Annotated in this window: 31 protein-coding genes; 20 read left to right on the plus strand and 11 right to left on the minus strand. The window is 63.2% G+C overall.

Going from position 1 to position 26,934, the window contains the following annotated elements:
• Positions 1–7 precede the first annotated feature (7 nt).
• From AC1DVN_RS20840 to prcA, 3 genes are read left to right on the plus strand one after another with little or no spacing between them, the layout of a single operon-like run.
• Positions 8–202 (plus strand): ubiquitin-like protein Pup, encoded by a 195-nt coding sequence (locus tag AC1DVN_RS20840; RefSeq protein WP_477994181.1) that lies wholly within the window; start codon positions 8–10, stop codon positions 200–202.
• Positions 199–1,077 (plus strand): proteasome subunit beta, encoded by an 879-nt coding sequence (gene prcB, locus AC1DVN_RS20845; protein ID WP_477994182.1) that lies wholly within the window; start codon positions 199–201, stop codon positions 1,075–1,077. Before AC1DVN_RS20840 ends, prcB begins: the two co-directional genes overlap by 4 nt.
• On the plus strand, positions 1,074–1,841 hold the full coding sequence (prcA, locus tag AC1DVN_RS20850) for a proteasome subunit alpha (protein ID WP_019748514.1): 768 nt from the start codon (positions 1,074–1,076) through the stop codon (positions 1,839–1,841). The genes prcB and prcA overlap by 4 nt, the downstream gene beginning before the upstream one ends.
• A gap of 37 nt (positions 1,842–1,878) precedes the next feature.
• Here prcA and AC1DVN_RS20855 read toward each other — a convergent pair whose 3' ends face one another.
• Positions 1,879–3,297 (minus strand): phosphatase PAP2 family protein, encoded by a 1,419-nt coding sequence (locus AC1DVN_RS20855; RefSeq protein WP_021344323.1) that lies wholly within the window; start codon positions 3,295–3,297, stop codon positions 1,879–1,881.
• A gap of 144 nt (positions 3,298–3,441) precedes the next feature.
• On the opposite strand from AC1DVN_RS20855, the gene pafA reads away from it, so the two are divergent.
• The 7 genes from pafA (at position 3,442) to AC1DVN_RS20890 (ending at position 12,024) form a co-directional block, all read left to right on the plus strand.
• A complete protein-coding gene (gene pafA / locus AC1DVN_RS20860; RefSeq protein WP_007729869.1) occupies positions 3,442–4,800 on the plus strand; it encodes a Pup--protein ligase in 1,359 nt (452 codons plus the stop codon).
• Positions 4,801–4,875: 75 nt separating this feature from the next.
• A complete protein-coding gene (locus tag AC1DVN_RS20865) occupies positions 4,876–5,889 on the plus strand; it encodes a helix-turn-helix transcriptional regulator (RefSeq protein ID WP_019748512.1) in 1,014 nt (337 codons plus the stop codon).
• Positions 5,889–6,866: a helix-turn-helix transcriptional regulator gene (locus tag AC1DVN_RS20870; protein WP_021344321.1), complete on the plus strand. Its 978-nt coding sequence runs from the start codon at positions 5,889–5,891 to the stop codon at positions 6,864–6,866. The genes AC1DVN_RS20865 and AC1DVN_RS20870 overlap by 1 nt, the downstream gene beginning before the upstream one ends.
• A 134-nt stretch (positions 6,867–7,000) precedes the next feature.
• Positions 7,001–7,276: a Sec-independent protein translocase subunit TatA gene (gene tatA, locus AC1DVN_RS20875; RefSeq protein ID WP_003944836.1), complete on the plus strand. Its 276-nt coding sequence runs from the start codon at positions 7,001–7,003 to the stop codon at positions 7,274–7,276.
• Positions 7,277–7,349: 73 nt separating this feature from the next.
• Complete coding sequence (tatC, locus tag AC1DVN_RS20880) at positions 7,350–8,378, plus strand: twin-arginine translocase subunit TatC (protein ID WP_019748510.1); 1,029 nt, start codon at positions 7,350–7,352, stop codon at positions 8,376–8,378.
• 48 nt (positions 8,379–8,426) lie between these two features.
• Positions 8,427–11,138 (plus strand): DEAD/DEAH box helicase, encoded by a 2,712-nt coding sequence (locus tag AC1DVN_RS20885; protein WP_021344319.1) that lies wholly within the window; start codon positions 8,427–8,429, stop codon positions 11,136–11,138.
• A gap of 52 nt (positions 11,139–11,190) precedes the next feature.
• Positions 11,191–12,024, plus strand: a complete 834-nt coding sequence (locus tag AC1DVN_RS20890) for a DUF4333 domain-containing protein (protein WP_020907805.1) — start codon at positions 11,191–11,193, stop codon at positions 12,022–12,024.
• A gap of 4 nt (positions 12,025–12,028) precedes the next feature.
• On the opposite strand, the gene AC1DVN_RS20895 is transcribed toward AC1DVN_RS20890, so the two are convergent.
• A complete protein-coding gene (locus AC1DVN_RS20895; protein ID WP_029538151.1) occupies positions 12,029–12,994 on the minus strand; it encodes a 5'-3' exonuclease in 966 nt (321 codons plus the stop codon).
• 37 nt (positions 12,995–13,031) lie between these two features.
• On the opposite strand from AC1DVN_RS20895, the gene AC1DVN_RS20900 reads away from it, so the two are divergent.
• Entirely contained in the window at positions 13,032–14,168 is a 1,137-nt protein-coding gene (locus tag AC1DVN_RS20900) for a M24 family metallopeptidase (RefSeq protein ID WP_020969665.1), read from the plus strand.
• Here the strand turns inward: AC1DVN_RS20900 and AC1DVN_RS20905 are convergent, their stop codons facing one another.
• Positions 14,169–14,594, minus strand: a complete 426-nt coding sequence (locus AC1DVN_RS20905; RefSeq protein ID WP_019748505.1) for a PPOX class F420-dependent oxidoreductase — start codon at positions 14,592–14,594, stop codon at positions 14,169–14,171.
• Positions 14,595–14,624: 30 nt separating this feature from the next.
• Here AC1DVN_RS20905 and AC1DVN_RS20910 point away from each other — a divergent pair, with 30 nt between their 5' ends.
• From AC1DVN_RS20910 to AC1DVN_RS20950, 9 genes are all read left to right on the plus strand, one after another.
• Positions 14,625–15,386, plus strand: a complete 762-nt coding sequence (locus AC1DVN_RS20910) for an SDR family NAD(P)-dependent oxidoreductase (protein ID WP_477994183.1) — start codon at positions 14,625–14,627, stop codon at positions 15,384–15,386.
• A complete protein-coding gene (locus AC1DVN_RS20915) occupies positions 15,383–16,666 on the plus strand; it encodes a bifunctional cobalt-precorrin-7 (C(5))-methyltransferase/cobalt-precorrin-6B (C(15))-methyltransferase (RefSeq protein ID WP_047888149.1) in 1,284 nt (427 codons plus the stop codon). The genes AC1DVN_RS20910 and AC1DVN_RS20915 overlap by 4 nt, the downstream gene beginning before the upstream one ends.
• Complete coding sequence (cobM, locus tag AC1DVN_RS20920; protein WP_211916650.1) at positions 16,663–17,412, plus strand: precorrin-4 C(11)-methyltransferase; 750 nt, start codon at positions 16,663–16,665, stop codon at positions 17,410–17,412. The genes AC1DVN_RS20915 and cobM overlap by 4 nt, the downstream gene beginning before the upstream one ends.
• A 23-nt stretch (positions 17,413–17,435) precedes the next feature.
• Positions 17,436–18,182, plus strand: coding sequence for a cobalt-precorrin-6A reductase (locus AC1DVN_RS20925; RefSeq protein WP_477994184.1), 747 nt, complete (start codon positions 17,436–17,438; stop codon positions 18,180–18,182).
• 166 nt (positions 18,183–18,348) lie between these two features.
• Positions 18,349–19,248, plus strand: coding sequence for a HAMP domain-containing protein (locus AC1DVN_RS20930; RefSeq protein ID WP_225320034.1), 900 nt, complete (start codon positions 18,349–18,351; stop codon positions 19,246–19,248).
• 159 nt (positions 19,249–19,407) lie between these two features.
• Positions 19,408–20,049 carry a ScbR family autoregulator-binding transcription factor gene (locus tag AC1DVN_RS20935; protein ID WP_019748499.1) on the plus strand — a complete coding sequence of 214 codons (642 nt, stop codon included), beginning with the start codon at positions 19,408–19,410 and terminating at the stop codon, positions 20,047–20,049.
• 10 nt (positions 20,050–20,059) lie between these two features.
• The gene (locus AC1DVN_RS20940; RefSeq protein WP_042951939.1) at positions 20,060–20,419 is read left to right on the plus strand and encodes a VOC family protein; all 360 of its coding nucleotides are present in this window, start codon (positions 20,060–20,062) and stop codon (positions 20,417–20,419) included.
• Positions 20,419–20,934, plus strand: a complete 516-nt coding sequence (locus tag AC1DVN_RS20945; RefSeq protein WP_477846606.1) for a DUF1990 family protein — start codon at positions 20,419–20,421, stop codon at positions 20,932–20,934. The genes AC1DVN_RS20940 and AC1DVN_RS20945 overlap by 1 nt, the downstream gene beginning before the upstream one ends.
• Before the next feature lie 200 nt (positions 20,935–21,134).
• Positions 21,135–21,917 carry an alpha/beta hydrolase family protein gene (locus tag AC1DVN_RS20950; RefSeq protein ID WP_092763979.1) on the plus strand — a complete coding sequence of 261 codons (783 nt, stop codon included), beginning with the start codon at positions 21,135–21,137 and terminating at the stop codon, positions 21,915–21,917.
• Between the two features lie 415 nt (positions 21,918–22,332).
• Here the strand turns inward: AC1DVN_RS20950 and AC1DVN_RS20955 are convergent, their stop codons facing one another.
• The 8 genes from AC1DVN_RS20955 to AC1DVN_RS20990 form a co-directional block, all read right to left on the minus strand.
• Positions 22,333–22,923, minus strand: coding sequence for a dihydrofolate reductase family protein (locus AC1DVN_RS20955; RefSeq protein ID WP_047888154.1), 591 nt, complete (start codon positions 22,921–22,923; stop codon positions 22,333–22,335).
• 77 nt (positions 22,924–23,000) lie between these two features.
• Positions 23,001–23,240 carry a PLDc N-terminal domain-containing protein gene (locus tag AC1DVN_RS20960; protein WP_020907792.1) on the minus strand — a complete coding sequence of 80 codons (240 nt, stop codon included), beginning with the start codon at positions 23,238–23,240 and terminating at the stop codon, positions 23,001–23,003.
• Positions 23,241–23,338: 98 nt separating this feature from the next.
• Complete coding sequence (locus tag AC1DVN_RS20965) at positions 23,339–23,671, minus strand: type II toxin-antitoxin system HicB family antitoxin (protein ID WP_223257807.1); 333 nt, start codon at positions 23,669–23,671, stop codon at positions 23,339–23,341.
• Positions 23,668–23,919 (minus strand): hypothetical protein, encoded by a 252-nt coding sequence (locus AC1DVN_RS20970; RefSeq protein WP_021344304.1) that lies wholly within the window; start codon positions 23,917–23,919, stop codon positions 23,668–23,670. Before AC1DVN_RS20970 ends, AC1DVN_RS20965 begins: the two co-directional genes overlap by 4 nt.
• A gap of 112 nt (positions 23,920–24,031) precedes the next feature.
• Positions 24,032–24,436 carry a nuclear transport factor 2 family protein gene (locus AC1DVN_RS20975; RefSeq protein ID WP_256064471.1) on the minus strand — a complete coding sequence of 135 codons (405 nt, stop codon included), beginning with the start codon at positions 24,434–24,436 and terminating at the stop codon, positions 24,032–24,034.
• The gene (locus AC1DVN_RS20980) at positions 24,433–24,792 is read right to left on the minus strand and encodes an HNH endonuclease (RefSeq protein ID WP_078377497.1); all 360 of its coding nucleotides are present in this window, start codon (positions 24,790–24,792) and stop codon (positions 24,433–24,435) included. Before AC1DVN_RS20980 ends, AC1DVN_RS20975 begins: the two co-directional genes overlap by 4 nt.
• A 26-nt stretch (positions 24,793–24,818) precedes the next feature.
• The gene (gene cobJ, locus AC1DVN_RS20985; RefSeq protein ID WP_477994185.1) at positions 24,819–26,306 is read right to left on the minus strand and encodes a precorrin-3B C(17)-methyltransferase; all 1,488 of its coding nucleotides are present in this window, start codon (positions 26,304–26,306) and stop codon (positions 24,819–24,821) included.
• Positions 26,303–26,929, minus strand: coding sequence for a precorrin-8X methylmutase (locus AC1DVN_RS20990; RefSeq protein WP_007729839.1), 627 nt, complete (start codon positions 26,927–26,929; stop codon positions 26,303–26,305). The genes cobJ and AC1DVN_RS20990 overlap by 4 nt, the downstream gene beginning before the upstream one ends.
• Positions 26,930–26,934: the final 5 nt, after the last annotated feature.

The raw sequence follows: 26,934 nt of genomic DNA on the forward strand, positions 1-26,934 counted from the left end.
GACGGCGATGGCTCAAGAACAGACGCAGCGTGCCGGTGGCGGCGAAGACGACGAAACCACTGATGGCGACGGCAGTGCCGGCCAGGAACGTCGTGAGAAGCTCGCTGCAGAAACCGACGACCTGCTCGACGAGATCGACGACGTGTTGGAAGAGAACGCCGAGGACTTCGTCCGTGCCTATGTCCAGAAGGGCGGCCAGTGACGGTGGATCGCGCGCCCCGGATCACCGACGGGGACACACGGTTGAGCTTCGGCTCGAATCTGTCGTCATTCTCGGAATACCTTCGGGTGCATGCACCGGAGCATCTTCCGCAGAACCGCTTCGCCGACACAGGAGGTGTTGTCATGGGCGGGGGAGACGTAGCTCCGCACGGCACCACCATCGTCGCGATCAGCTATGCGGGTGGAGTTCTGCTCGCGGGTGATCGCCGAGCGACGATGGGCAACCTCATCGCCAGCCGTGACGTGCAGAAGGTGTACGTCACGGACGACTACTCGGCTGCGGGTATCGCCGGTACGGCCGGGATCGCAATCGAACTGGTCCGGCTCTTCGCGGTCGAGCTCGAACATTACGAGAAGATCGAAGGCGTCCCACTCACGTTCGACGGCAAGGCTAATCGACTTTCGTCGATGGTTCGAGGAAATCTCGGAGCAGCGATGCAAGGTTTGGCGGTCGTGCCATTGCTCGTGGGTTACGACCTGGACGCGGTCRATCCGTCGAGGGCAGGTCGCATCGTCTCCTACGACGTCGTCGGTGGGCGATACGAGGAGCGCGCGGGCTATCACGCAGTCGGATCCGGTTCCCTGTTCGCGAAATCGGCGCTCAAGAAGCTGTATTCCCCGGGAATCGACGAGGACACCGCGCTTCGGTTCGCAGTCGAGGCGCTGTACGACGCGGCAGATGACGATTCGGCTACCGGTGGTCCTGATCTGACACGCGGGATCTATCCGACAGCGGTCACCATCACCTCGGCCGGTGCCGTGGAGTTGTCGACGGCCAAGGCTGCCGAGATCGCAAGGGAGATCGTCGCGGCTCGTACTGCGACAGCGAGTCCGGAAGGGGAGTCTGCGCTATGACGATGCCGTACTACGCATCAGCCGAACAGATCATGCGCGATCGTTCGGAATTGGCGCGCAAGGGAATTGCCCGCGGACGCAGCGTCGTCGTTCTCACCTACCGCGACGGAGTGCTCTTTGTCGCCGAGAACCCGTCGAGGGCGCTGCACAAGGTCAGTGAACTGTACGACCGTCTCGGATTTGCGGCAGTGGGCAAGTACAACGAGTTCGAGAATCTGCGCCGCGCGGGCATCGTCCACGCCGACATGCGTGGGTACTCGTACGACCGTCGGGACGTCACGGGGCGTTCCCTCGCCAATGCGTACGCACAGACCTTGGGAACGATCTTCACCGAGCAGCCCAAGCCGTACGAGGTCGAGATCTGCGTTGCCGAGATCGGCCGTTTCGGGAGTAGTACGCCGGCTCAGCTCTACCGGATCACGTACGACGGTTCCATCGCGGACGAGCAGGAATTCGTGGTCATGGGCGGTACAACCGAACCGATCGTGACGGCGATGCGCGAGTCCTACCAGCGAGACCTCGACCTCGAATCCGCGGTGCGGCTCGCGGTTGGGGCGCTTCAAAAGGGCGGTCCGGCGCCGGCCGGAACTACTGAGGCGGAACCGCGAACACTCGATGTGAGTGCCCTCGAGGTTGCCGTTCTCGACAGCAACCGTCCACGCCGTGCGTTCAAAAGAATCGCTGGTTCGGCATTGGAAGAGATGCTTCCAACTCCGGCAGCAACTGAGGACGCGCCGCCGGCAAACGGCGACGCACCCTCGTAGTTGCTGCGTCGGTCTGGGAGTTACTGCAGGTCTGGAGTTACTGAGTGATTCTGTAGACGGCCACCGCGCCCGGTTCGGTGTCGAAATCGAACCGGCGCGCGTCTGCCACCACTTCACCGTCGGTGGCGATGGCTACCGGTGAATCGGCCACTCGAACCGACATCGAGGACACGAGTTCGCGAACGTAGACCCGCGAGCTGCCCAATGTTCCTGTGGCAGCAGCAAACAGCAGGCGTGAACGCGAGAACTTCTTGTCCGCGCGCAAGTAGCGGACGTCCAGCAGTCCACGGTTCATCTCCGGACGCGACATCGGCACCTGATCAGCGGGGGAGTATCGCCCGTTTCCGACGAACAGCATCCAGATGGTGGTCCGCTTCCCGTCGATGGTGACAGTCATCGGCTCTGCCGCTGCGAGAACCCGGATCATTGCAGCACCAGCGGCCGGCCACTTACCGAAACGCGGTTCCCACTTTTCCCTCAGACGCACAGCGTCCGGGTATCCGCCCAGGCTGGCTGTGTTGAGAAACCGTGCAGTCACTCCGGAATCCGTGCGCACCACCGCGTGGTCGACAAATGCCGCCTGACCGGACTCGACTGCCTGTGCGGTCTCCTCGACATTCACCGCCCCGACGTCGCGGGCGAAATGGTTCAACGTTCCGCCGGGAAAGACGGCAAGTGGTAGCTCGTGCTTTGTCGCCGCGGTCGCGACCGTGACCACTGTTCCGTCGCCGCCGCATACTCCTAACGCTTTCGGCGAGAGTTCGGGGATCTTGGCATCGATCTGCATGTCGAAGTCGATGTCCGCGTCGAACTCGTAGACGATGGCCTCCGGTAGCAGTTCTCGAATCGATTCCACGATCCCGTCGTCCTCGGAGCCTGAACCAGGATTGGTGAAGACCAACAAGCCTTCTCCGCGCGCGAGCGCGGGAACCACGCACTCGGGTCCGAGTTCGGCGGGTTCTTCGTCCCGCACCGCCCACCAACGACGCGTGCCGGCAGCGATTGCGCCGCCGACCGCGAGGCCTGCGAAGACGTCGGACGGCCAGTGCACTCCGTTGTGAACGCGTGAGTACGCCACTGCTGCGGCCAGTGGTGCGAGTGCGGCGCCCGCCGCCGGGGACTCCATGGCCACTGCCGCGGTGAATGCCGCGGCCGAAGACGAATGCCCGGAGGGGAACGAGGACGACGTCGGAATGTCGACGCCTCGCTTCGGGCTCAGCCAGACACGCGCCGGTGGGCGCCGGCGGGGGAAGAGGGGCTTGAGTATGCCGTTGGCCAGCGCGCTCGAACCTGCCAGCGCGAGCATCCCACGTGCCGCTGCCCTCCTGGGGCGGCCACCGATCATCGCGAGCAAGGCTGCGACAACCATCCACAAAACGCCGTGATCGGCAGCTCTGGAGAGAAACCGCATGGTCGGGTCGAGCACGGAAGGGCGCAGTGCTCCAGTGCTTTCCATGACTTTGACGTCGCTTCGGACAACTTTTCGGCGAATAAGGCTCACACCGTCACACTATGCCGCCGCCCGACGTTGTCGAGTCGTGACTTACGACGCGATCGAAGTACACGGGTGAACCTCGCATTCTGGTTGTAGTGTCGAAGTGTGCAGAGACGAATCATGGGTATCGAGACGGAATTCGGCGTTACCTGCACCTTTCACGGGCACAGGCGACTGAGCCCCGACGAGGTTGCTCGTTACCTCTTCCGTCGTGTCGTGTCGTGGGGTCGCAGCTCCAATGTCTTCCTCCGTAACGGAGCCCGCTTGTACCTGGATGTGGGTTCGCACCCGGAGTACGCGACCGCAGAGTGCGACAGCCTCATCCAGTTGGTCAATCACGACCGTGCCGGTGAGCGAGTGCTCGAAGAACTGCTGATCGACGCCGAGGCGAGACTCGCCGAGGAGGGGATCGGTGGCGACATCTACCTCTTCAAGAACAACACCGACTCGGCCGGAAACTCGTACGGATGCCACGAGAACTTTCTCGTCGCGCGCGCCGGTGAGTTTTCCCGCATTTCGGATGTCTTGTTGCCGTTCCTCGTCACGCGCCAGTTGATCTGCGGCGCCGGCAAGGTGCTGCAGACGCCGAAGGCCGCGACGTTCTGCCTCTCGCAGCGTGCGGAACACATCTGGGAAGGTGTCTCGTCGGCGACCACTCGCTCGCGCCCGATCATCAACACCCGCGACGAACCGCATGCCGACGCCGAGAAGTACCGCCGACTGCACGTGATCGTCGGCGATTCGAACATGGCCGAAACAACGACGATGCTCAAGGTCGGTTCTGCAGCACTCGTGCTCGAGATGATCGAAGCCGGGGTTTCGTTCCGCGATTTCGCTTTGGACAACCCGATTCGTGCCATCCGCGAGGTGAGTCACGACGTGACGGGTAAAAAGCCTGTCCGTCTAGCTGGTGGTCGTCAGGCCAGTGCCCTCGACATTCAACGCGAATACCACGCCAAGGCAGTCGAACACCTGCGTAACCGCGAACCGGACCCGCAGGTCGAGCAGGTAGTCGACCTGTGGGGTCGCACCCTCGATGCCGTCGAAGCTCAGGATTTTGCGAAGGTCGACACGGAGATCGACTGGGTCATCAAGCGCAAGCTGTTCCAGCGTTACCAGGACCGTCACGGTTTCGACCTGTCCGATCCCAAGATCGCGCAGCTCGACTTGGCGTACCACGACATCAAACGCGGCCGAGGAGTCTTCGACGTGCTGCAGCGCAAGGGCTTGGTCAAGCGGGTCACCGAGGACGAGACGATCGACGACGCCGTCGAGAATCCGCCGCAGACCACGCGCGCCAAATTGCGAGGCGACTTCATCACTGCCGCCCAGGCCGCAGGCAGGGACTTCACGGTCGACTGGGTTCACCTCAAGCTCAACGACCAGGCGCAGAGAACGGTGCTCTGCAAGGATCCGTTCCGTTCCGTCGACGAGCGTGTCGAGCGTTTGATCGCTTCGATGTAGGTCACCCACTTTCACGATTGACAACACGGCAGGTCTGTTTTGCGGCGACGGGCCCGGGGCCAAAATGATTTCGGCGTGGCGACATCAAAAATCGAGCGGTTGATGAACCTGGTGATCGCATTGCTGTCCACCAGACAGTTCCTCACGGCGGAGAAAATCCGCGACAGTGTGGCCGGGTACAACGATTCCGCGAACTACGAAGCGTTCAGTCGCATGTTCGAACGCGACAAGAACGAACTTCGTGACCTGGGTGTCCCGTTGGAAACCGGTCTGGCAGGACGGTTCTCGACGGTCGAGGGTTATCGGATCAATCGCAATGCCTATGAGCTTCCGGACGTTGACCTCACCAGCGAGGAATCTGCTGCGGTTGCCGTCGCCGTGCAGTTGTGGGAGTCGCCGGAACTGATTTCGGCAGCCCAGAGTGCACTACTCAAACTCCGAGCGGCCGGCGTCCAGGTCGACTCAGAAGTCAGTGCCGCGCCGGTCACGGCGATTCCCGCGCGCACCCGCGGTTCGGAGCCCGCGCTCGGCAAGCTGCTTGCAGCCGTCGACGCCGGACGAGCAGTTCATTTTCAGCACCGCGGCGCGTTGAACGAACCGTTCACCGAGCGCACCGTCGAGCCGTGGGGCGTAGTCACGCACAACGGCAAGTGGTATCTGGTCGGGCACGACGTCGACCGTGATGCGGTGAGGACCTTCCGGCTCTCCCGGATCGGTGACGACGTCAGGGAGTTCGGCCCGGCCGGTTCGGTTCACAAACCCGAAGGTGTTGATCTTCGCGAGGTCGTCGACCGCGTGACCGGATCGGGAGTCGTCACCGGAACCGCCACGGTCTGGGTCGCAGACGGCCGCGCACATGAGCTTCGGCGGCTTGCGACGTCGTCGTCCGATCGGCGGCTGACCGATCGTGATGGCAGCGTGCTGGCCATTCCCGTCCGATCCTGGGAATGGACCGCTCGGTTGATCGCCGGTCACGGCTTGGATGCACTGGTGTTGGACCCACCGGATTTGCGTGCGGAGGTCGTCGCGAAGCTTCGCGCCGCCGCGGCGAGCCCGGCCACCAGCAATGACGGACAGGGGGACAACTGATGAGCAATCGACTGTCATCGCGGTTGGCACGGCTGCTCAACCTCGTGCCGTACTTCATCGCGAATCCGGGCATCAGTCCCGCCGAGGCGGCCGAGGAACTCGGCGTCAGCACGACTCAACTGATGACCGATCTGAATCAGCTGTGGGTGTGCGGACTGCCCGGGTACGGTCCCGGCGATCTCATCGACCTGTCCTTCTCCGAGGAAAGTATCGAGGTCACGTTCTCGGCCGGGATCGATCGCCCGCTGCGCCTCACCTCTACCGAAGCGACGGCATTGCTGATCGCCCTTCGGTCGTTGGTGGAAATGCCGGGCATGGTCGATCCGTCGTCGGCCCAGCGCGCTATCGCGAAGATCGAGGACGCAGCAGGCTCGGCCGCGGCACGAGCTATCGGTCAGGACCGGGATACATCGCCGGCGCCGGACATCGCCGAAGACCCGATCGCCGCGACGGTCAGAGCCGCGCTCGCAGACAAGACCGCCCTGCGATTGACGTATTATTCGGCCTCGCGTGACGCGGTCTCCGAGCGCATCGTCGATCCCGTTCGTATCGTGTTGGTCGACAACTACAGCTACCTCCAGGCCTGGTGCCGTCAGGCCGAGGGTGTGCGGTTGTTCCGATTCGATCGGATCGATGCCGCCGTCCAACTCGACGAGCCCGCCGACCCGCCGCCGCAGGCCCTCGAGGAAGATTCGAATCTCGAGTTGTTCAGCGGCGACGGTTCCCTTCCGGAAGCACGGTTGTTCATCACCAAAGAGTGGGTGTGGATGCTCGACTACTACCCGATGGACGTCGAGCACGTGAACGACGACGGGTCGGTCGAGGCGACGATGAGTTTCGGAACACTCGAATGGATGGCAAGGCTGGTGTTGGGATTCGGTGAGGGAGTTCGGGTCCTTCATCCGCCGGAACTGGTCTCCGAAGTCCATGATCGGGCCGTTGCGGCACTCGACGCCTACGACGTAATCGGTTCGTAAAAGTTGGGGAAACTCCGCGTTCAGTGGGTTCGCAGGAAACAAACAGGTAAAAGGTAGCTGAAGTAAGTGCTTTGACACCTCCGAGCGCCGGTTGTGTCCGGTAGCATCGAGGAATCTGATCATGGGAGGTCGTTATGGGTGCAATGCAGCCGATGCATTGGCTGATTGTCGCTGTTGTCGTCGTAATTCTGTTCGGGTCGAAGAAGCTTCCCGATGCAGCACGCGGTCTGGGTCGTTCACTCCGCATCTTCAAGAGCGAAGTCAAGGAAATGCAGAACGACGATGCGGCGCCCGCAAGCGCGCCGGTCGCACAGCCTGCTCCGGCACAGTTGCCGACGGCCAACACCGCGGTGGTCGCAAACGGTGCAGCAGCACCTGTTGCGCAGCCGACCGAAGTCAAGCCGCTCTAGTACACACTGCGTTCTAGCCGGGGTGAAATATTCGTTCACCCCGGTTGTCTGCTGACCAAGACCAGGATGCACAGTGCGTATTCCGTTAGATCCGCGTAACCGCAAGCGGAAGGTCAACCCAGACGGCACCATGTCGTTGGTCGACCACCTGTACGAATTGCGGACTCGTTTGTTGTTCGCATTCCTCGGCGTGATCATCACCACGGCGTTCGGCTTCTTCTGGTACTCACACTCGATACTCGGTCTCGAGAGTCTGGGCGATCTGCTTCGTGGACCGTATTGCGAGCTTCCGTCCGAGAGTCGCGCCAACCTCAGCACCGACGACGCGTGCCGATTGCTGGCGACCGGGCCGTTCGAGCAGTTCATGCTGCGATTCAAAGTGGCGCTCACCGCCGGCATCGTTCTTGCCTGCCCAGTGTGGCTTTACCAATTGTGGGCATTCATCACCCCGGGGCTCTACGCCAAAGAACGTCGATACGCGGTCGGATTCGTCACCGCCGGTGCCGCACTCTTCATTCTCGGCGCGATCCTGGCGTACCTCGTCGTTGCGAAGGCTTTGCACTTCCTCCTGACCATCGGTGACAACGTCCAGATCACCGCGCTCAGTGGTTCGGAGTACTTCGGCTTCATCATCAACCTGCTGCTCATCTTCGGTGTCAGCTTCGAAATTCCACTGCTCGTCGTCGTGCTGAACTTTGCCGGCATTCTGACGTACGAGCGTTTGAAGGCCTGGCGTCGAGGATTGATCTTCGGGCTTTTCGTATTTGCTGCAGTCGCTACGCCGGGTTCGGATCCGTTCTCGATGCTGGCGCTCGCGCTGGCCCTGACGCTTCTCTTCGAGGTCGCTGTTCAGATCGCTCGCCTCAACGACAAACGTAAGGCCAAGCGAGCCGGTGAAGACTGGGGCGCACTGTCCGACGAGGAAGCGTCCTCCATCTCGTCTCCGTCCGATCTGAACGAGGCTTTCGACAATCCGACCAAACCCAAGGCCGAATCGAGTGGATTGTTCGGACGTAAGTCCAAGTCCAAGGCTCCGGTTGCGGAGAAATCCGACACCGGCGGCGACAACGCGCCCGGTCAGGATTTCACTGACACCCTCTGAGCGCCGTGCCACCACGTCGGCGGCGTGTGAAACCCTGACGAGGTGGTTATGAACAAGAGTGAACTGAGCACGTTTGCGTCCAGCCTGAAGTTCGAACTCGATCCATTCCAGGTGAAGGCATGCGTTGCGCTCGAAGCGGGCCACGGAGTCCTTGTCTGCGCGCCGACCGGCGCAGGCAAGACCGTGGTCGGCGAGTTCGCTGTCCACCTGGCTCTCGCGGCGGGCCGCAAGTGTTTCTACACGACGCCGATCAAGGCGTTGAGTAATCAGAAGTACGCAGAACTCGTCGAGCGGTACGGCCCGAGCGAGGTCGGCCTGCTGACGGGTGATTCGAGTATCAACTCCGACGCACCGGTGGTCGTCATGACCACTGAAGTCCTCCGGAACATGCTCTACGCAAATTCCGAGGCACTGCGCGGGCTTTCGCACGTAGTCATGGACGAAGTGCATTACCTGGCGGACCGGTTCCGTGGTGCGGTGTGGGAGGAAGTGATCCTGCACCTGTCCGAGGACGTTCGGCTGGTGAGTTTGTCGGCGACCGTGAGCAATGCCGAAGAATTCGGCTCCTGGATGGAAACCGTCCGCGGCGACACCACCGTGGTCGTCGACGAGACGCGGCCGATCCCGCTGTGGCAGCACATCATGGTCGGTCGACGGATCTTCGATCTCTTCGACAGCCGCAGTCACCCTGCGGCTGGGCCGAAGACCGTGCTCGTCGACCAGGATCTGGTTCGCCACGTCAAGCAGCGTCAGGCTCTCGAACGCGTCGAGAGCTGGCAGCCGCGTGGCCGCGGGCGTCGTGGCAGCTACCAGAGTTCCAACGATTTCCGACCCTTGCCACGCCCCGACGTCATCGCGCAGCTGGACCAGTCCGGACTGCTCCCGGCCATCACCTTCATCTTCAGCCGCGCCGGTTGTGATGCGGCTCTTGCACAGTGCCTGCGGTCCCGACTGGATCTGACTTCTCCGGAGCAGGTTCGCGAGATCGACACCATCATCGAGAAACACACCGGGGAACTACCCGAGGAGGATCTCGAAGTTCTCGGATATCGGGACTGGTGCAAGGCACTGCGACGCGGACTGGCCTCTCACCATGCCGGCATGTTGCCGGCATTTCGCCAGACAGTCGAGGAACTGTTCGTCAAAGGTCTCGTGCGGGCGGTCTTCGCGACCGAGACGCTGGCCCTCGGCATCAACATGCCGGCACGCACGGTGGTCCTCGAACGTCTGGTCAAGTACAACGGTGAATCGCATGCCGAACTGACACCGGGGGAGTACACGCAGCTGACCGGTCGGGCAGGCCGACGCGGCATCGACGTCGAAGGGCACGCTGTGGTCCTGTGGCAGCCCGGGGTCGAGCCCACGGATGTCGCCGGCTTGGCGTCGACCCGGACGTTCCCGCTCCGCAGTTCGTTCCGCCCCTCGTACAACATGTCGATCAACCTCGTCGAACGCATGGGCGCGGCCGATTCACGGAAGCTGCTCGAGCGTTCCTTCGCACAATTCCAAGCGGATCGCTCGGTGGTCGGCCTGGTGCGTGGCATCGAGCGGAACGAAGAAGCCCTGAAGGGTTTGCAGGAGAAACTCGGCGGCGCGGACGGCGAATACTTCGAATACGCGTCGTTGCGTGAGCGGCTCAGTGCGCGCGAGCGCGCGCTCGAACGTAAGGGCCGCGAAGATCGACGCGGAGATGCGGTGGAGTCCCTCCGTGCACTCGCCCGCGGTGACGTGATCGCAATTCCCATCGGTCGTCATTCCGGGGTGGCAGTGGTCCTCGTCCCGGACAACGATCCGAAGGACCCGCGTCCGCTGGTTCTGACTGCCGATCAGTGGGCCGGCCGACTCTCCTCGGGTGATTTCCCGGAAGCAGCCGACGTTCTGGGAAAGATGCGCCTGCCCAAGCATGTCGATCACCACACCGCAAGGATCCGGCGCGATCTGGCCTCGGCGTTGCGTAGTACCGGGATCAGTGCCCCCCGGCGGAAGAAGCGCCACAAGGCGGGCGCGTCCGAAGACGCCGAGGTCGCTACTTTGCGACGCGCTATTCGCTCGCATCCGTGCCACAGCTGGCCCGATCGTGAACATCTGAGCCGGATCGGTGAGCGCTACAACCGGCTGGCCCGGGAAACGCAGTCGATGAGGGAAAAGGCAGCGGCCACCACCAACTCGTTGGCGCGGACGTTCGACCGCATCATTGCGCTACTCAAAGAGCGTGAATACATGACTGCCGAAGCAGCGCCCGAAGTCACCGAATCCGGACGACGACTCAGCCGCATCTACTCCGAAAGCGACCTTCTGGTCGCCGAGTGCCTGCGGACCGGGGCGTGGACAGGTCTCAGCCCGGCCGAGTTGGCGGCCGTCGTCTCCTCGGTGGTCTACGAATCACGTCGGGACGGCGACACCGTTGATCGGGTGCCGACAGCGGCGCTTCGTCACGCCCTCAACGACACTCAACGATTGTGGAGCGAACTGCGGTCGGACGAGATTCGCCACAAGCTGCCGCCGACGCGGGAACCGGATCTCGGATTCGTCACCGCCGTTTATCACTGGGCGAGTGAGAACTCGCTTGTCGACGCACTGATCGCGGCCGGAGTGCAAGGCCGTGCGCTGTCTGCGGGTGACTTTGTACGTTGGTGTCGTCAGGTGATCGATCTCCTCGATCAGGTCCGCCTGACATCGACGGATGCCGACGTCGCGAAGACTGCGGCGCGGGCGGTAGCTGCAATTCGTCGCGGGGTAGTTGCTGTCGACGCAGCATGACCGCAACTATGTGGTTTGATTCGCAGACTGGTATTTCGAGTGGGAGGCGAACATGAGCGGGCCTTACGGACCGAACGATCCGAATCGGCAATGGGGTCCTGGTGATCAGCAGCAGCCGAACGAGCAGCAGTGGGGGCAGAATCCTCAGCAGCCGGGCGGTCAGCAGCAGCCTGGTCAGCAGCCCGGCCAGCAGCAGCCGTGGGGTCAGCCTGGTCAAACACCGCAGCCCGGTCAACAACCCGGCCAGCAACAGCCGTGGGGACAACCTGCCTACGGCCAGCCCGGGCAGCCTGGTGGTCAGCCTGCGTACGGTCAGCCGCAGCAACCTGGACAAGGACAACCCGGCCAGCAACAGCCGTGGGGACAACCTCAGCAGCAGCCTCCCGCTCAGCCGTGGGGTCAGCCGGGGCAACAGCAGGCACCTGACGCAACCCAGGCCTGGGGTCAGCCGCCTGCTGCCGCACCTCAGCAGGCATGGGGCGCCGCCGCTCCCGGCCAAGCGCCGGGACAGCAGAATCAGTGGAACCAGGCTCAGCCGTTCCCGAGTCCCGGTGCGCCCGGAAACCAGTCGGGTAAGTCGAAGAAGCCCTTGATCTTCGGTGCGATCGGTGTTCTCGTCGTTCTTGCTGCTGTCGTGGTGGCCCTGGTGTTCGGTGTCTTCGGCAAGAACACACTCGATCAGAGCGCGGCTCAGGCCGGCGTCGAGAAGATCGTCACCGAGTCCTACGGGGCAAAGAACGTGAGCAACGTTCAGTGCCCCGCGGACCAGGAAGTCAAGTCAGGCAACAAGTTCACCTGCACGCTTTCGATCGCGGGTGTGAAGTCGAACGTGACTGTGACGTTTGTCGACGACAACGGCACGTACGAGGTCAGCCGCCCGAGCTGACGCTCTACTGGTCGGAACGGCCTGCCGCCGCAGCCTCGAGCGCGGCGGCAAGTCGTCCGGCCGAACGCTCGATGTTCAGCGAGGCCGCCACTTCCTCGAAGCGTGCGGGATCGACGGGGGCCGCCGGGAGTTGGTCGTCCTTCGAGAACTGAACGTCCGCGTCGCGAACCACTCGTACTACCGGCAACGCAGCATCAAGGTAAGCGATGGCCTCTGGTGAGGTGAGTTTTGCGCGAATTCCCTTGGCCATGTCGGATTCCGGATCAGCTGCGGCCGCGCGAAGTCCGGCCAACGAGCCGTAGCGCAGCATCAGCGTCGACGCAGTCTTCTCACCGACACCCTTGATGCCGGGTAGACCGTCGGAGGCGTCTCCGCGCAGTACCGCGAGTTCGGCGTATGCCTCGCCCGCACGGTCACCGGGTACTCCGTACTTCTCGGCAACCTCGACCGGTCCGAAGAGTTCGGCCTTGGACAAGCCACGGCCCACGTAGAGGACACGAACGGGCACGTACTCGTCGGTGACGACCTGCAAAAGGTCTCGGTCACCACTGACGACGACGGTGAGATCTTCGCGCTCGGTGGCGGCGAGCGTTCCCAGCACGTCGTCGGCTTCGAGTCCGACGGCACCCGCCGTCGCGATTCCTGCTGCTGCGAGCACGTCCATGATCATGTCGACCTGAGGCGTCAACGTGTCCGGAACTTCTTCGGACGAACCGTCAGAGCCTTCTTCGACGCGATGCGCTTTGTACGTCGGGACCGCATCGACGCGGAACTGCGGTCGCCAATCCAAGTCCAGGCACACCGCGAGACGACTCGGCTGGTGTTTGGTGATCAGGGAAGCCACCATGTCGGTGAAACCGCGCACGGCATTGACAGGTCTTCCGTCGGGGTCGACGAATGACTCGGGCAGCGCGTAGAACGCACGAAACCACAGGCTGGCACCGTCGAGGAGAAGCAATGGCCCACTCATGGTCACCATCCTGCCAGTCGGCACTAACCTGTAAGCCATGACGTCTCCAGCCGAACAGGATTCCCGATTCTCCAGCGCCGTGTACGGCGCACGTATCGCTCGCGCCGCGGAGTTGGCTCGATCAGCAGGACTCGACGGTCTGGTGGTGACTCCAGGCCCGGATCTGCGGTACCTGACGGGTTCTCGGGCCGACTCGTTCGAGCGCTTGACCGCGTTGGTCATCGCTGCGGACACGGCGAAGGCGTCTGTCGTGCTTCCTCGCTTGGAGTTGGCGTCGTTGAAGGAATCGGCGGTGGGCGATCTCGGGCTGACCGTCCTCGACTGGGTCGACGGTGTCGACCCGTATGCGATTGTGGCGGCGCAACTCCCGACCGGCGCCAAGGTTGCGGTGACGGATGCGATGCCTGCATTGCACCTGATCCCGCTCGCAGACACCTTGGGCGCGTTGCCGATCCTCGCTACCGGCGTATTGCGTGAATTGCGGATGGTCAAGGACGACGCCGAGATCGAGGCGTTGCGACGGGCCGGTGCGGCGATCGACCGTGTTCACGCCCGCATGGCCGAGTTCTTGATCGTCGGCCGTACGGAAGCCGAAGTGGGCGAGGCAATTTCGGAGGCGATTCTCGAAGAGGGGCACACCGAGGCCGCGTTTGTGATCGTCGGATCAGGCCCGCACGGCGCCGATCCGCATCACGAGGTTTCGGACCGGGTGATCGAGAGCGGCGATATCGTGGTGATCGACATCGGCGGACCGGTCGAGCCCGGCTACAACTCGGATTCCACCCGCACGTACAGCATGGGGCAGCCGTCCGCCGAGGTATCAGCGCAGTTCGCGGTACTCGAAGCGGCACAGCAGGCTGCCGTCGATTCGGTGCGGCCAGGAGTATCCGCAGAATCCGTCGACGTTGCCGCCCGCGAAGTGCTTGCCGCACAAGGTCTTGCGGAGGTCTTCGTTCACCGCACCGGTCACGGTATCGGGCTGTCCGTGCACGAGGAGCCGTACATCGTCGAGGGCAACACCATCGAACTCGTCGAAGGTATGGCCTTCAGCATCGAACCGGGAATCTACTTCCGCGGCAGTTGGGGTGCCCGTATCGAGGACATCGTCGTCGTGACCGCGGACGGTTGCGAGTCGTTCAACAACCGTCCGCACGGCCTGACTGTCCTCGGCTGATCAGCTTTCCTTGAACGCCGCGGACCCGAGGATGCGGGTGACGTCGATTTCGATGACCACGCGCGCTGGGTTGACCCGTGGCTGGCGGTACCGCTCGGCATAGCGCCGAACGGCGTCGGCCACGGAGTCCTCGTCGGCGAGCACGCGTGCCGGCCCTTCGAGCGTGAGCCAACGACCACCGTCGACCGAACTGACTGCGGCGTATCCGCCACGCGCTGCGTTGATCGCCTTCTGTGAACCACCGCTGGTGATCACGCGCGCCTTTCCGGCTTCCTGGTCCCAGGTGAACCCGACGGCCACGACGTGTGGGGTGCCGTTCGGACGCAACGTCGTGAGTGTCGCGAGGTGGTATTCACCGACGAACTTCAGCCCGTCTTCGGTGAGAGTCTGCTGTGCCGATGGCGTGGTGGAGGGGGTGAGCGTCATGCCACGACGGTAATCCAGGACACTGGAGCGGTGACTGCGGGTGCGAACGTGAATGACATCGACACGGTACTGCTCCTCGGCGGACGAAGTGAGATCGGCCTCGAGATCGCGGTCAGGCTCGCGCCGGGCCGCAACATCGTTCTGGCTGCCAGACGCAGCGGCGAGCTGTCGGAGCAGGAGCAGATGCTCAGGAACGCCGGAGCGGTCGGCGTCTCCACCGTCGAGTTCGACGCCGACGCCGTCGACACGCACGGAGACCTCCTGGAGGCCGTAGTCGCCGAGCACGGTCGGATTTCGGTTGCAGTGCTGGCCTTCGGAATTCTCGGCGATCAGGCGCGTGCCGAAACCGACGCGGCGCATGCGGTCGCGGTGGTGCACACCGACTACGTGGCGCAGATCAGCATCCTCACGCACCTCGCGGAGATCATGCGCCGACAGGGAACCGGAAAGATCGTGGTGTTCTCGTCCGTCGCCGGCGTTCGGGTTCGCCGCGCCAACTACGTCTACGGGAGCGCAAAGGCCGGCTTGGACGGTTTTGCCAGCGGTCTGGGCGACGCGCTGCACGGTTCGGGCGTGCAGTTGATGCTGGTACGGCCAGGGTTCGTCATCGGGAAGATGACCGAGGGAATGTCGCCTGCCCCGATGTCGAGCACTCCGTCGCAGGTCGCCGACGCCGTCGTACGGGGACTGAACTCCGGGGCGACTCGGGTGTGGGTTCCGCGAATTCTGCAGCCGGTGTTCTTCGTCATGCGGCTTCTGCCTCAGACGATCTGGCGCCGGATGCCGCGATGACCGCACACCCGGTGGTGATCGTCGGCATCGGCGCCGACGGCTGGGAAGGGCTGTCCGAGAGCGCGCAGGGTGCAATCCTCGGTGCGGAGGTCCTGATGGGGTCGCCGCGCCAGCTGGACTTGGTCCCGGCGGCACATCTCGGGGCACGGCGTGCGCCCACCAGGCTCACCTGGCCGTCTCCGATGATTCCGGCGTTGCCGTCGATGTTCGCCGAGAACGCGGACCGCAAAGTATGTGTGCTCGCCAGCGGTGACCCGATGTTCCACGGCCTCGGCGTCACGTTGGTCCGGCTGCTCGGCGCGGACAACGTGCGAGTGATCTCGCACCCGTCGTCGGTGGCGTTGGCGAGCGCGCGAATGGGATGGGCATCGGCCGAGGTCGACATCGTGAGCCTGGTGAACCGAGACTCGGCGACCGTCTTGGCGGCAGTGGTCGATGGCGCGCGCCTCTTGGTTCTGAGCAACGGGCGCTCGACACCGGGGGAGGTGGCACGTCTGTTGGCCGGCGCGGGCTTCGGACGATCGACTCTGACTGTACTGGCCCAGCTGGGCGGGGCCGAGGAATCGCGGACCGTCACGGTGGCGGACGAGTGGGATCACGCGGACGAGGACGTGGACGCGTTGAACGTTCTGGCCGTCGAGTGCATCTCGGTCGATCATCCGTTGCGGCTGACTCGAATCCCGGGTCTACCGGATGCTGCGTTTGTCGGCGACGGTCAGATGACCAAGCAGGAGATCCGCGCATTGACGTTGTGTGCACTCGCACCGGCGCCGGGAGAACACCTCTGGGACGTCGGCGGAGGGTCGGGCACCGTCGCCATCGAGTGGATGAGAACCCACCCGCGTTGCACTGCAACAGCATTCGAGAAAGTGGCGAGCCGGGTATCGCAGATCGGTGCCAATGCACTCAATCTCGGCGTGCCTGCGTTGGCAGTGAAAGGGACCGCGCCCGAGGCGTTTGCGGAAGAGGTTCGGCGTCCCGATGCGGTGTTCGTCGGCGGCGGCGTCACGCAACCGGGAATGCTCGAAGCGTGCTGGGAGCAGTTGAGCGTGGGCGGGCGTCTGGTTGCCAACGCCGTGACTGCCGAGTCCGAATCGTTGCTGCTCGGCTGGATGAGTCGCCAGGGTGGGACGCTGCGACGCTTTCAGGTGCAGCGCGCCGAGCCTTTGGGCGCGTTCAACGTTTGGCGACCGCAACTTCCGGTGGTCCAATGGTCCGTCACAAAAAGTCAGCCGTCTGCAGGCGCAGGCACAGATACGCCGGAGGAATCCACACAATGACCGTTCATTTCATCGGTGCGGGTCCCGGTGCGGCAGATCTGATCACTGTCCGCGCGCAACGCATCATCGCTGCGAGCCCTGTGTGCTTGTACGCCGGCAGCCTTGTCCCAGCGGAGTTGCTCGAGTGGTGCCCGGTCGGGGCGCAGGTCGTGGACACTGCTCGCCTGAGCCTGGACGAGATCACCGCGATCCTTGTCGAAGCGCATTCGGCCGGGCTGGACGTCGCGCGTCTGCATTCCGGTGATCCGTCGATCTTCAGCGCGGTAGCCGAGCAGGCTCGTCGCCTGGACGCCGCGGGTGTCGATTTCGACATGATTCCCGGTGTTCCTGCATTTACCGCGGCCGCCGCAGCGCTGAGGCGTGAGCTGACCGTCCCAGGCGTCTCGCAGACCATTGTTCTCACCCGAGTCTCCACCTTGTCGACGGCAATGCCGGAGGGCGAGGATCTGCGGTCCCTGGGCCGCAGCGGCGCCACGATGGTGATTCACCTCGGCGCTCATCGCATCGAACAGATCGCATCCGAGTTGGCCGACAATTACGGCGAGGACTGCCCTGTAGCGGTCGTCGCCTTCGCCTCGCGGCCCGAGGAGATCGTTGTTCGAGGCACTTTGAAGACGATCGTCGAACTTGTTCATGCAGCCGGCATCACGAAGACGGCCGTTGTGATCGTCGGCCGAGTGTTGACTGCTGAAGGATTCCCGGACAGCTATCTCTACTCGGCGGCGCGTGAGAGAAGCACACACTGACCCCGACGGGTACTCGTCATCGCGTGCTGCTGCTCGGCGGCACGGGTGAAGGCCGAGTGATCGCTTCTCGGTTGGCCGGTTCAGCCGACCTCGAGGTTGTCACATCGCTGGCCGGCCGGGTTCGTGATCCTCGATGGCCGGAGGGGGAAGTACGCATCGGTGGGTTCGGGGGAGCCGAAGGCCTCTCGGAGTGGTTGTCGAACAACGATATTCGTGCAGTGCTGGACGCCACACATCCGTTTGCCGCTCGCATCACCAAAAATGCATTCGACGCGTGCCTCGCGAATTCCGTTCCGTACGCCATGTACCGACGCCCCCCGTGGCGCGAGCAACCCGGCGACACCTGGCTTCCGGTACGCGATCTCGATCACGCCGCAGAGTTGGTCCCGACGATCGGCTCACGCGCTTTTCTGACGATCGGGAGGCAAGGAGTTTCGGCGTTCGACCGCGTGAAGAACGTCTCGTTTCTCGTGCGTTCCATCGATCCGCCTTCAGGGACATTGCCACCTCATTCGCAATTGCTGCTCGCACGTGGCCCATTCGACGTCGAAGCGGAAGTCGATCTGATGAGAACTCACGGCATCGACGTCGTGATCACCAAGAACAGCGGCGGCGAGCAGACGTACGCAAAGATCGCCGCCGCCAGGAAATTGTCGATCCCGGTGATCGTCGTCGAACGACCACCGATCCCGGCGACCGCCCCGGCATTCGACACCGAMGCSGGGGCGGTGGACTGGCTCACGGCTTTCGGTAGTGGAACGGCGCTGTGAGGCCGACATCGCGTTCGCTTCAGGTTCGTCTAAGGTTCCGTGACCATACTGTAGGGATGTTGGGATCTTTCGACGCCGCACTGCGGGACCGCGCATGAGAGTGTCGGTTCCCGGAATGAGCCGTCGAAAACCATCGGGAATTCACGTGCGGACGCTCCATGCGCGCGTGAAATTGCTGACTGCAGGCCTGGTGGCGATCGCGGTGATCGTGTCGGCGTCGGCGGTGTACATCGTGTTCAACGCGTATTTGCAAGGCAACGTCGATCGACAACTCGAGCGCACGAGTGACGCGATCACCGACACCGTCAATTTCGGCGGTGTCACACCGGTTCTGGGATTGACGGCCGGCGCGGATACAGCGGTCATCCAGGCGGTGGGGCTTCTCACTGCCGACGGCGCATTGGTGACGGCGACTCCCGGTCTGCCGCCGTTCAGCACCAGCGCAGACGCCATCAGGTCGATCGCAGACGGCAATTCGTCGCAGACGATCGCAACCGTCGATGCGTATCGAATTCTTGTCGAGCCCTCGGTTGCGGGCCAAACTTTGGTTGTCGCGCAATCCTTGGGGCCGACACGTTCGGTCCTCAAGCGACTCGCAGTGGTGTTGGCGGCACTCGGGGCGGCCGGTATCGCACTCGCTTACGCGGCCGGAGATGCTGTGGCACGCACAGGATTACGACCAATTGCGCGACTCACTGCGGCAACGCGGCGGGTTGCCGAAACGGATGATCTTGCGCCGATTCCGGTGACCGGCGACGACGAGTTGGCGTCGTTGACAGTCAGTTTCAATCGGATGCTCGGGACGTTGTCGGAATCGCGGGCGCGCCAGAGAAGTCTGATCACCGAAGCGGGCCAGGACCTTCTGGCTCCGTTGACTGCACTTCGCACCAATATCGAGTTGTTGATGTCTTTCGATACCAAGTCCGGCGCGATTTCCGAGGCAGATGCAACGCAGTTGCGTGAGGAAATCACGGACCAGATGATGGAGTTGACGCTCCTCGTCGGAGAGTTGGTGGACCGTGCGCGGGTTGACGAAAGCACGTTGGGGAGAGGAGATTCCCTCTAAATCGGACGTCTGACCAGCGCCTTTGTTGCATTCGTAATTGAAGCAATGGAAGGAGCGCTGGTAATGTGGGGCAATTGTGAAGTTTTTGGGTATAGCTGGAGTGTGGCGCGAACCGTGGGGTTTGCTGGGCGGGGGCCTTTGGAGGACGAGAGGGATTCAGTGGTCAAGCAAGCACGCGCCGAGCTGACTCGGCAGCAAATCGTTGCCGGCGCGGCCGCGCAGTTCGAGAAGACTGGTTACGGCAGCACCAGCATGGCCGACATAGTCTCGGGGGCCGGTACTACCAAGGGCGCGTTGTACTTCCATTTCGCGTCGAAGGACGAGCTCGCGCAATTCATCATTGCCGAACAGCATCGGCTCTCGATCGAATCGGTGCAGGCGATTTCCGCGACGGGCAAGGACCCGTTGGAACAGATGATCATGCTCACGCACGAAATGGCACGCCAGATCGTTGATGAGCCGATCGTTCGCGCGGGCATTCGCCTCACGCTGGAACTGAGTACGTACGAGGGGCCGGTGGAACCGTACGCCGAATGGATCTCGGCAATCACCGATCTCACCGCCAGAGCTCAGGCGGAAGGTGAAATCCGAAAATCGGTCAGTGCAGAATCGTTCGGCAGGTTCATGCCCTCGGCATTCACCGGAGTACAGCTGGTTTCGAACGTACTCACCCGACGCTCGGACCTTCCGGATCGTGTCGACGAGATGTGGCAGATCCTGCTTCCGGGAATCGTCAGCGACGAACTTTCCGGTGACATCGAGCGCCTCGTCAAGTCGCGGTGGACTCCGGCGGCGGCGTAGCCTGCGGGACATGGCCGTTACGCGGATAGTTTCGGATCTGTCGAGTAGTTCGCTCGAGGCCGCGCAGCGCTTCTACACCGAAGTGCTGGGCCTCGAAGTTGTCATGGATCACGGGTGGATCGTGACGTTGGCTTCGCCGACGGATCCGTCCTTGCAGATCAGCGTCATGACGCACGACGCTCATGCGCCCGTCGTGCCGGACGTCTCCGTCGAGGTGGACGATCTCGATGCGGCGTACGAGGCCGCAGTGCAACGCGGCGACACGATCGTCTATCCCGTCACCGAGGAGCCGTGGGGTGTGCGCAGGTTCTTCGCCACCGACCCCGACGGTCACGTGATCAACATCCTCAGCCACCGACGCGAGCAGTGATGGCGTCCGGCCCGGGCGGACTGACGTACCTCGAGGTGGGCGCGACGTCAGGCGTTCTCCCCGCCGGTTATCACCACGTTCACGAGATCGCGACGGTCGGATCCGGACGTGAAGATTTCGCGGTTGCAGCTCGTACCGTCCTGGAATGGGGAATGCACCGCGGAGCCGGTCTTACCGTCCGTACGGCAGCCCCGACCGCGGTGGCAGGTCAGGATGCGACTTTCGGACTCGGCCCGGTGGCTATCCCGGTTCGGATCGTCTATGTCGTCGACGACGCCAATCGCAAGGGCTTCGCGTACGGAACCCGCGCAGGCCACCCCGAATGCGGGGAGGAATTGTTTGTCGTCCATTTCGACGAGACCAGCCAAGCGGTTCGTATCGAGATCGTCGCATTCTCCAAGCCTGGAACGTGGTGGGTACGTCTCGGCGCTCCGATCGGACGTCGAGTTCAGGCGTTTGTGACGCGCCGCTACATCCGTGCCGTCCGCGCGAGCGTCGACCGATCGCGGGTTTGACCGCTGTCGGGCGCGCTGGAAAAATGATTGGACGAGCTTCGGTTCGGATTGATAGCTTGTGCGAGACCGTGACAACACGCCAGGAGGTGAGACCCATGAACGCTGTAACCATGTGGGTGCTCCCACTCGTGTTCACGGATCGGCGATTGACGTAGGTGTCGCCGGGAGCGCCTCGAGTAGGCATCCCGAAAGGTAACACCATGCAATCCAATTCTCAGACCATCGAATTCACTTCCGAGACGACGTTGAACGGGGTCGTCGAACGCCATTTCACTCTGGACGACATCACCGGTGTGCTCTGGTCACCCGCGTCCGGATCTGTCGAATCACCCCTTCTGCTGTCCGGGCACTCCGGCGGCATGCACAAGAAGGCACCAGGACTGGTTGCCAGCGCACTCCACAGTGTGAGCTCCCACGGGTTCACAGTCGCCGCGATCGACGCGCCCGGACACGGCGACCGGCCGCGGAACACACAGGACGAACAGTGGGTCGAGGCGATCCACCAGGCTAGGGCGGCCCACGAGCCGATCGCCCCGATCGTCGTCGAGTACAACCGATCGTTGGCGGAGCGTGCAGTGCCGGAATGGCAGGCGACCATCGACGCTCTGCAAACGCTGCCCGACGTCAACGCCGACGCTCCGATCGGCTTCGGCGGCGTGTCGCTAGGGGTCGTGACCGGGCTCATGTTGGGTCCGGTCGAATCCAGGATCGCTGCCGTGAGCTTCGGGGGAGTTTTTGTGGACGACTCCCTCATCGAAGCGGCACGAAAGCTCACGGTCCCGGTCGAGTACCGGATCCCTTGGGACGACAAGGATTACGACCGCACGTCAGGGGTCGCGTTGTTCGATGCCTTCGGTTCGAAGGAGAAGACGCTGCACGCCTACTCGGGCAGGCACTATCCCGTGCCCGACTACGAGCGAGACAGTTCGGCTCGGTTCTTCGCCCGCCACCTCGGCGGGAGCGGTGGCGCTCCTGTGAGCTGACGTGAACACGTATCGGCGTCCGGCCTGTGTCGGACGCCGATGCGATTTCGATCCTTCGCTCGCCGGTAGCCGTCCAGCTTGGCCATTTTTACTGAGGCGCGCGAGGGTGCGCGCTAGCATGGCCCTCGACCGGGGGTGCTTACAGCTCGAGGTGCAGTGCCCGTGGAATAAGGGGCCAGAGTGTTCGATAGCGACGAGTGGTCCTTACGGTCCGCCGGGCGGAACGACCTTGTTCGTGATCCAGTTCGATGCTTCGATCTCGTCGAGGATTGTCCGGAGAACTTCGGTGGCTAATGCTCGTGATGTGCCGAGTATCCGGTCAATACCGAACACCGAACAAGACTGGAAACTCTTCTCGCGTCCGAACTGAGGCGACGACATGTGTTTCAACCGCGCATGTCCAGCCATGCGTCGACTACCCGTCCGATACCTGACCCGGGGGCGGTATTTGAGTGGGCCGATATCGCACGGCGACTGCACCCGACTGGAACTCGTGGCGATCGACGAGTTCGAGTCGGATGCGCTCGTGCAGACCGGCGAGCAACGTCGGTCCGTGTCCGGCAAGGACCGGTTGCACAACGAACTCGTACTCGTCGATCAGTCCCAGGTCTGCCAATGCCAGGGGGAGTGTCACGCCGCCAACCCACAGGCCTTCGCCGGGCTGCTCCTTGAGTCGCTGAACTGCTGGCCCCAAGTCGCCTTGCACGAGTTCGGCATTCCAATCGACCCCGCTCAGCGTGTTCGACACGACGTACTTCTTCGCCCGGTCCATTGCCTCGGCGAACGGGATCTCCCACTCGTCCATCCAGTCAGGCCACGCGCCCGTTGCAGGCTTCCGCCACGCCGACTCCATCATCTCGTAGGTCACCCGGCCGAACAGCAAAGCATCGGCGCGTTCCATCTGAGCGGTCCAGTAGCGCATCGACTCCTCGTCGGGTGGGAGCCCCGCCTCGTGATGGCAGCAGCCGTCGAGGGTGACGTTGATCGAGTATCGAAGTGGTCTCATCTCGTTGTTCTCCCCTGATACGCGCAGAGTGACAGCACCGGACCGTACTCAGACTACTGCCGGGCCGTCGGTGTAGATCAGGTTCGGGACCTGGAGTCACGCGGGGGTCGACCGAACAGCAACCAGACGAGCGCACCGAGTACAGGCACCGCGATCACCAGTGCCGACCACCAGAATTTGCCGCCCGAGCGGTCGAAGTCGGTGCGCACGATCGCCACGAGCGCGCTAATCGTGATGAAGATCCAGGCAAGAACGAAGACGGTGAAGGTGATGTCCACCCAAAGCGGAATGGTGGGGTTGTGGATCGATTCGTTCACGCTTACAAATCCCTTTCAACCGCTGTGACTTGATTGGAACAACACGCTCCAGCGCTTGGGCTTAGTGCGAGATCGACCTTCCCTCGGTACCCCGTCGATCACGCGGACGCGAGACGTTCGGAGATCAACGCGTTGAGGGAAACCCCTTCCTCGGCGGCGGCGCGTGCCAGCTTGCGGTGCAAAGTCGGGGTGATCCGGACCTGGAACTTGCCCGAATATCCGCGCTCGCTCAGCGGTTCGGGGATCCGCTCACCTGTCTCTGCCATGTCCGCGAGCGTCTCGGCCACCGCTGTACGGATGCCGTCGAGGGCGGCTGCTTGAGTATCCGCGAGCCACGACAGGCCAGGGAACTCCGTGCAGGTTCCCAGGAACTCTCCGTCGGGTTCGTACCACTCGACTCGGTATGTGTAGTGCTCCACTGCGGGGATCACGGCGATTCTCCTTCCATGCGTTCGATTGCTGCCAGAACTTGCCCTACCTGGTACTGCTTGGCCTTACCGCCCGAACCCTTTTGAATGTTGATGCGTGGTCCCGGCCACGGCGTCTGGAACTTGGCGTGAGACCCGGCGTTCTGCCTGGCCTGGCCGAAGACATCGATGCAGAGTGCGAACAGTTCGTCGTAGGTGACGTTCTGCGGCGCGGTCCGCATTTGCGCGAGCAGCTTGTCTCTCTTCCCCATGCAATATTGATACTGCATCTAGTATCACCGTGGGTCAGCGGAGTGCGCAAGGTGTGAGTGCCCACACCGTGCAATTCTCTCTCTCTCTCTCCCGAGGCGGAGGTGGAGCTGTTCACGCTTCCAAACCACTTTCGACGACTGTGCCTTGATGAAACAACACACTCCATCGATTCTCGGCGAACCGCCAGATGGATGATCGCTCGGTAACCCGATGCGCCTGCGCCAGCCGGTACGTCACCAGATAGGTGTCAGGCGCGATCCTGCTCAGCGCCGGCCGGTCAACCCTCCACCCGAGTTCGGCGGCGTCGTTCACCTCGCCGCGGAGTCGCCGGCTCGCGACTGCCGACTGCACGTAGTCGCGGGTGTATCGAGCGCCGGAGGCTCCGATCTCCCGGAACTCCGGGTCGACGACCGCATCGAACTCGTCTCGTGACATCGCTACTCGAGTTCGGTGAAACAGAGGTTCGAACTCCATCAACTCGTCGAGGATCGGGCGCAACTCGTGCGGGGTCGTCACGACTGCTCCGAGAACTGCGCCCTCATCTCGATACCTATCTCCGCGTGTCGCAGGAGGAAGGCCTTCTCGTCATACCCCTTGCGCCGCAACCAGAGAGTGACCTCGCTGTTGCATTTGCTTGCATTGCACGAGCGGCACGCCGGTGCGATGTTGTCGAGCGTGTAGCGCCCACCGCGGGAGATCGCCAGCACACAGTCACGCTGCGGCGACTCGTCCGGCTCGCCGCAGTACGCGCAGCCACCCCAGGCCGCTTTGAGCGCGGACCACTGCTCGACGGACAGGTCGTGCTCCACCAGATCCATTCGGCGTTTGCGTTTGCGCGCGTATCTGGCTTTCCGGGTCCGGTTGACGGGCATGACGCCATGCTATCGCCGAGTGGTGGTTACTCCGGGTACCGCCGCGGGGTGAACACCTGACGGCCCGAACCGGTTTCGACGACCGTCGTCATCGACGATCCGACGATCAGCAGAGTCCGCATGTCGATTTCGGAAGGCTCGAGCTCGCCGAGGGTCACGACGCGAACTGATTCCTCGGCTCCGGCAACATCGCGCCCGATGACAACAGGAGTATCGGGGGAGCGGTGTTCGAGTACGAGGTCCTTCATGGCTTGGACCTGCCACGTCCGCGACTTCGACGCCGGGTTGTAGACCGCAAATGCCATATCTGCGGCTGCAACTGCCGAGATACGGCGAGCGACGACATCCCACGGCTTGAGGCGATCGGAGAGGGAGAGCACCGCATAGTCGTGCCCGAGGGGAGCGCCGACGCGACTGGCGACAGCGTTTGCCGCCGTCATACCGGGAAGGATGCGTACCGGCACGCCGCGCCACTGGTCTTCGGCGGCAACTTCGAGAACTGCAGCAGCCATGGCGAATACGCCGGGATCTCCCGACGAGACGACAGCTACACGGGCGCCGTTCTTCGCCAGGTCCAACGCCATCGCGGCGCGTTCGGCTTCGACGCGGTTGTCGCTGGAATGGCGCCGCTGGCCCGGACGCGTCGGCACGCGATCGACGTAAGGGCCGTAGCCGACGAGGTCGGTTGCCAACGAAAGCTCATACGCCACTTCGGGTGTGGTCCAGGCGGTGTCGCCCGGTCCGAGTCCGACCACGACCACCTCGCCGCGGGATTCGGTTGCAGGTCGAGGGTTGTTCGACGGGCTCGGAACGATGGCGATCGAGAAGTACGGAACTCCGTCCGGGTCGACCTCGGCAGCGGATTCGACGCGTTGACGTGTGGTGCTCGCACGCTCGACGTAGTGCGCTTCATCCAAACGGCCGGAATCCTCGAGCGATTGCAGGACCGGCGGGAACGTGCGTCCGAGCTTGAGGATGGCAGCGGCGTCGGTTTCCTTGAGCCGCCTGGTCAGCTCAGCCTGCGGCAATGTTCCGGGCAGGATCGTCAGGATCTCTTCACCCTCGACCAGCGGCTTTCCGAGTGCAGCAGATGCCGCGCTGACGGAGGTGACGCCGGGAATCACTTCGGCGTCGAAGCGATCGGCCAGCCTCTTGTGCATGTGCATGTAGGAGCTGTAGAAGAGCGGATCGCCGGCGGCGAGCAACGCGACGGTTCGACCGGCCGCGAGGTGAACTGCCAACCGTTCGGCAGCCGCTTCGTAGAACTCGTCCATCGCGCCCTGGTATCCGCCGGGATGATCAACGGTCTCGGTGGTCACGGGGTATACGAGGTGTTCTTCGATTTGTCCTTCGCGCATGTACGGCGCTGCAACTCCGCGGGAGATGCTCTTGCCGTGCCGCGCGGAGTGGAACGCAACCACATCGGCCTCGCCGATGACGCGGGCGGCCTTGACGGTCACCAATTCGGGATCGCCGGGGCCGATACCTACACCCCAGAGCTTGCCTGCACTCATTCGACTTCGCTCGCAATCGCATTGACGACGGCCGCGGTGATCGCGCTGCCGCCGCGTCGGCCGCGGAGCACGAGATGATCGATCCCGCTGGCGTGTTCGATGAGGGCTTCCTTCGACTCGGCAGCGCCGATGAAGCCGACCGGACCTCCGACGATGGCGGCCGGACGGGGCGCGCCGGCTTCGATGAGGTTCAGGAGATGGAACAGTGCGGTGGGTGCGTTTCCGATCGCGACAACAGCGCCCTCGAGCTTGGCTCCCCACAGTTCGAGAGCAGCCGCCGAGCGAGTGTTGTCGATGGTCGACGCCAGCACGGGAACCCGCGGATCGCCGAGGGTGCAGATTACGTCGTTACCGGCGGGCAGACGCTTGCGCGTGATGCCGGCAGCCACCATCTGGGCGTCGCAGAAAATCGGCGCGCCGTCGCGCAGAGCTGCGCGCGCAGCCGAGACGACACCGGGTGTGAAGGCGACGTCGTCGACGAGATCGACCTGGCCACTTGCATGAATCATGCGCACTACAGCTTGCGAGACATCCGCCGGGAAACGGCTCAGGTCGGCTTCGGCCCGAATGGTGGCAAAGGACTGGCGATAGATTTCCGCGCCGTCACGGATGTACTCGATCATGTGCC

Source organism: Rhodococcus sp. P4_E4, from assembly GCF_056401575.1.